Consider the following 3785-nt stretch of genomic DNA (forward strand, 5'->3'; position numbering starts at 1 on the left):
CGCGCTCCAGAAGGGCGACGGGGGCGTTCTCGGGCGCGGTGTAGCGGAAGAGGTCGCCCGACTGGAGAAGCCTGTCGATCTCGGCGCGCGCGGCTTCGGGGATCGGCTCGGCGTCGTAGACGTTGGGTCCGATGCTCGCCATGGTTTCACCTTTTTGGAATGTCCCTTTTCGGAAAACTTACACTGTTAAGGTGAGGCGGGCGAGTCTGAATACGCATTCACACCGTCTGACGCGGGGTTCGACGTTGCGGGATTGCATCGGTTGCGGGGCTCAGACGCCCAGCCGGTCGCGTAGCGCGAACCACGTCATCGCGAGCGTGAGGAGCGGCGCGCGGAAGGCCGCGCCGCCGGGGAAGGTCGGGACGGGCAGCGCCTCGAAGGTCGCCAGGCCCTCCTCCCGGCCCATGACGGCCTCGGCCATGACGCGGCCCGCCATGCCCGAAAGCGAGACACCATGCCCCGAGAAGCCGGCGCCGGACAGGACGTTCTGCCCGACCCGCGCGACATGGGGAAGCCGTGTCACCGTCACGGCCAGCGAGCCGCCCCAGACATGGCTCACGCTCACGTCGCCGAGCTGCGGGAAGAGGTTGCGCATCCGCGCCACGAGCGCCGTCGAGATGTCCTTCGGGAAGCCGATGGAATAGCTCTCGCGCCCGCCGAAGAGGAACCGGCGGTCGGCGCTGAAGCGGTAGTAGTTCACCACGAACTTGGAATCCGACACCGCGATGTCCTCGGCGAGGATGTCGGTCCAGCGGTCGGGCAGGGGTTCGGTCGCGGCGATGAAGGAGTTGATCGGCATGACCTTCGCGTTCACCGGCTTCAGGATGCCGGGGAGGTAGCCGTTGCCCGCGACGATGGCGTGATCCGCCGTCACCGTGCCGCGCGCCGTCTCGAGGCGCACGGGCGCGCCGGGGCGGATCGCCGTCACCTCGGTCATTTCGTGGATCGTGGCACCCGCCGCCTCGGCCTCGCGGGCCAGCGCGCAGGCATAGGCGAGCGGATGCAGGTGCCCGCCGCCGGGATCGAAGCTGCCGCCCACGTAGAGGGGCGACTTCACCAGCGCGCGGAAGTCGTCGCCTTCGAGGATGCGCGTCTCGTAGCCGTATTCGCGCGCGAGGAACTCCGCCTCGTGGCGCAGCGCGTCGAGATCGCCCCTGGAATACTCGCCATGCGCCGTGCCCGGTTGAAGGGCCGCTTCGGGCGCGTGGGTCGTGCAGAAGTCGCGGAGCTGCGCCTTCGCCCCCTCCGACAGGTCCCAAAGCGCGCGCGCCCGCTCCCGCCCGAGGCGGTCGGCCAGCCAGTCCTGGCCCTTGTTGAAGCCGGTGTGGATCTGCCCGCCGTTCCGCCCCGATGCGCCGAAGCCCACGCGGTGCGCGTCGAGCACCACCACCCGCCGGCCCGCCCGCGCCAGGGTCAGCGCCGCCCAGAGCCCGGTGAAGCCCGCGCCGAGGATCGCCACGTCCGCCCGCGCGTCGCCGTCGAGCGCCGGACGCTCGGGCGGGGCGGGCAGGCTGGCGGCATACCAGCTCGGCGCGTGCTCCCCGGCGCGGTCGTTGCGGTAGAGCGGGTTCATACGTTCAGGAGCAGGTGCTCGCGCTCCCAGGGGGAGATCACCTGGAGGAACTCGTTGTATTCCAGCTCCTTCACGGCGGTGTAGACGCGGCAGAACTCCTCGCCCAGCACCTGCTGGATGGTCGGGTTCGCCTCCAGCAGGCCGAGCGCGTCGCCGAGGCCGCGGGGCACCCCGCTCTCGAGCTTGTAGGCGTCGCCCGAGAAGGGATCGGACGGATCGGTCTTCTCCAGCAGTCCGACGAGCCCGCAGGCGAGCGAGGCGGCGATGCCGAGATAGGGGTTGCAGTCCATCCCCGGCAGCCGGTTCTCGACCCGCCGCGCGGCGGGTTCGCTCACCGGCACGCGCAGGCCCGTCGTGCGGTTGTCGCGCCCCCATTCGAGGTTGATCGGCGCCGCGAAGTCCGGGACGTAGCGCCGGTAGCTGTTCACGTAGGGCGCCAGAAGCGCGATCACCGCGGGCAGGTTGCGCTGCATGCCCCCGATGAAGTGCATGAACGCCGGCGTCTCCGAGCCGTCGGGATTGGAGAAGATGTTCTGCCCGGTCTTCAGGTCCACCACCGAGTGATGGATGTGCATGGCGCTGCCCGGCTCGCCTTCGATGGGCTTGGCCATGAACGTCGCGTAGGTGTCGTGCCTGAGCGCCGCCTCGCGGATCATGCGCTTGAAGAAGAACATCTCGTCGGCGAGCTTGACCGGCTCGCCGTGGCGGAGGTTCAGCTCGATCTGGCCCGACCCGCCCTCCTGGAGGATGCCGTCGATCTCGAGGCCCATGGCCTCGGCGAAGTCGTAGATGTCGTCGATGACCTTGCCGTATTCGTCCACGGCCGACATGGAATAGGCCTGCCGCGCCGCCGCGCGCCGCCCCGAGCGGCCCATCGGGGGCTCGATCTCGCGCGCGGGGTCGGTGTTGGGCGCGACGAGGTAGAACTCCATCTCGGGCGCCACGATGGGCTGGAGGCCGCGCGCCTTGTAGAGGTCGACGACGCGCTTCAGCACGTTGCGCGGCGCGTAGGGCACCGGGTTGCCCTTCTGGTCGTCGATGTCGTGGATCACCTGGAGCGTCGTGTCGGCGGTCCAGGGCGCAGGCGTCGACGTGGAATAGTCCGGCGTCAGGATCATGTCCGGCTCGGTGAAGCCGTCGGCCACGTCGTCGGCCCAGTCGCCCGTGATCGTCTGGAAGAAGATCGAGTTCGGCAGGTAGAAGAACGGCTGGCGCGCGAACTTCTGGCCGGGCATGGCCTTGCCGCGCGCGATCCCCGCGAGGTCCGCGACGATGCACTCGACCTCGTCGATGGCGCGGCCCTCGAGGTAGGTCTGCGCGACCTCCGGCAGCTTCTCGATCAGGTCGGCGACGGGGCTCGAACTCATGTCCGGGCCTCCGTGGCGAAGGGCACGCGGGTGGCGGGCGCGCCTTCCAGCACGTCGGCCATCCAGTCGCCGATAAGGCGGTTGTGGTCCTCGCCCCCGAGGCTCGCGGCGGCCTTGGCCACCAGGTCCGGCTCCACCGTGGCGGAGCGGTAGGCGATCAGCCCCTCGACCACCGGGCGGCCGAACTCGGGGTGTGGCTGGATCGTCAGGATGCGCTCGCCGATGGCGAGGACCGCGTGCGCCGTCATCTCGCTGTCGCCGAGCACCGTCGCGCCCGGGGGCAGTTCCACGACCTGGTCCTGGTGCCAGGCATGGAGCGACACCTCGCGCCCGCCGATGCGGTAACGCCGGAGGCCCACGGCCCAGCCGCCGGGATACTTGATCACCTTGCCGCCGAGCGCCTGCGCGATGATCTGGTGGCCGAAGCAGACGCCCACGAGCGGCCGGCCCGCGTCGCGGATGCCGCGGATCAGCTCCTCGAGCGGCGGAATCCAAGGGTGGTCCTCGTAGGCGCCGTGCCTGGAGCCCGTGATGACCCAGCCGTCAGCCGCCTCGGGGCCCTCGGGGAAGTCCATGTCCACGACGTCGAAGACGCGGAACTCGAAGCCGCGACCGCCGAGGAGGCGGCGGAACATGTCGGAATACTCGCCCTGTTGCGCCGAAATCTCTTCGGGCACATGGCCTGTCTGCAGGATGCCGATGATCATGAAGATGCTCGTATGGGATGTGCCGCCAAGCTAGGCGCGCGCGCGAACCTGCACAAGTGGGGCCGGTTTTCCGGCGGCGGGGGGTTCAGCCGGGGCGCGGTTCGTGCTGAGGTGGCGGCGAGCCATGATGGAGGACGC

At 69.8% G+C, this 3785-nt stretch carries 3 protein-coding genes and 1 pseudogene; all 4 read right to left on the reverse strand.

The window, feature by feature from the left end:
- Positions 1–142, reverse strand: a pseudogene (locus ACTS11_RS08835) (DegT/DnrJ/EryC1/StrS family aminotransferase); the annotation flags it as partial.
- A 129-nt stretch (positions 143–271) separates the two neighbouring features.
- Positions 272–1573, reverse strand: coding sequence for an NAD(P)/FAD-dependent oxidoreductase (locus tag ACTS11_RS08840; RefSeq protein WP_442639958.1), 1302 nt, complete (start codon positions 1571–1573; stop codon positions 272–274).
- Complete coding sequence (locus ACTS11_RS08845; RefSeq protein ID WP_442639959.1) at positions 1570–2940, reverse strand: glutamine synthetase family protein; 1371 nt, start codon at positions 2938–2940, stop codon at positions 1570–1572. Before ACTS11_RS08845 ends, ACTS11_RS08840 begins: the two co-directional genes overlap by 4 nt.
- A complete protein-coding gene (locus tag ACTS11_RS08850; RefSeq protein ID WP_442639960.1) occupies positions 2937–3647 on the reverse strand; it encodes a type 1 glutamine amidotransferase in 711 nt (236 codons plus the stop codon). The genes ACTS11_RS08845 and ACTS11_RS08850 overlap by 4 nt, the downstream gene beginning before the upstream one ends.
- Positions 3648–3785 lie beyond the last annotated feature (138 nt).

Source organism: Roseicyclus sp., assembly GCF_052168335.1.
In the GTDB taxonomy this organism is placed as follows: domain Bacteria; phylum Pseudomonadota; class Alphaproteobacteria; order Rhodobacterales; family Rhodobacteraceae; genus Roseibacterium.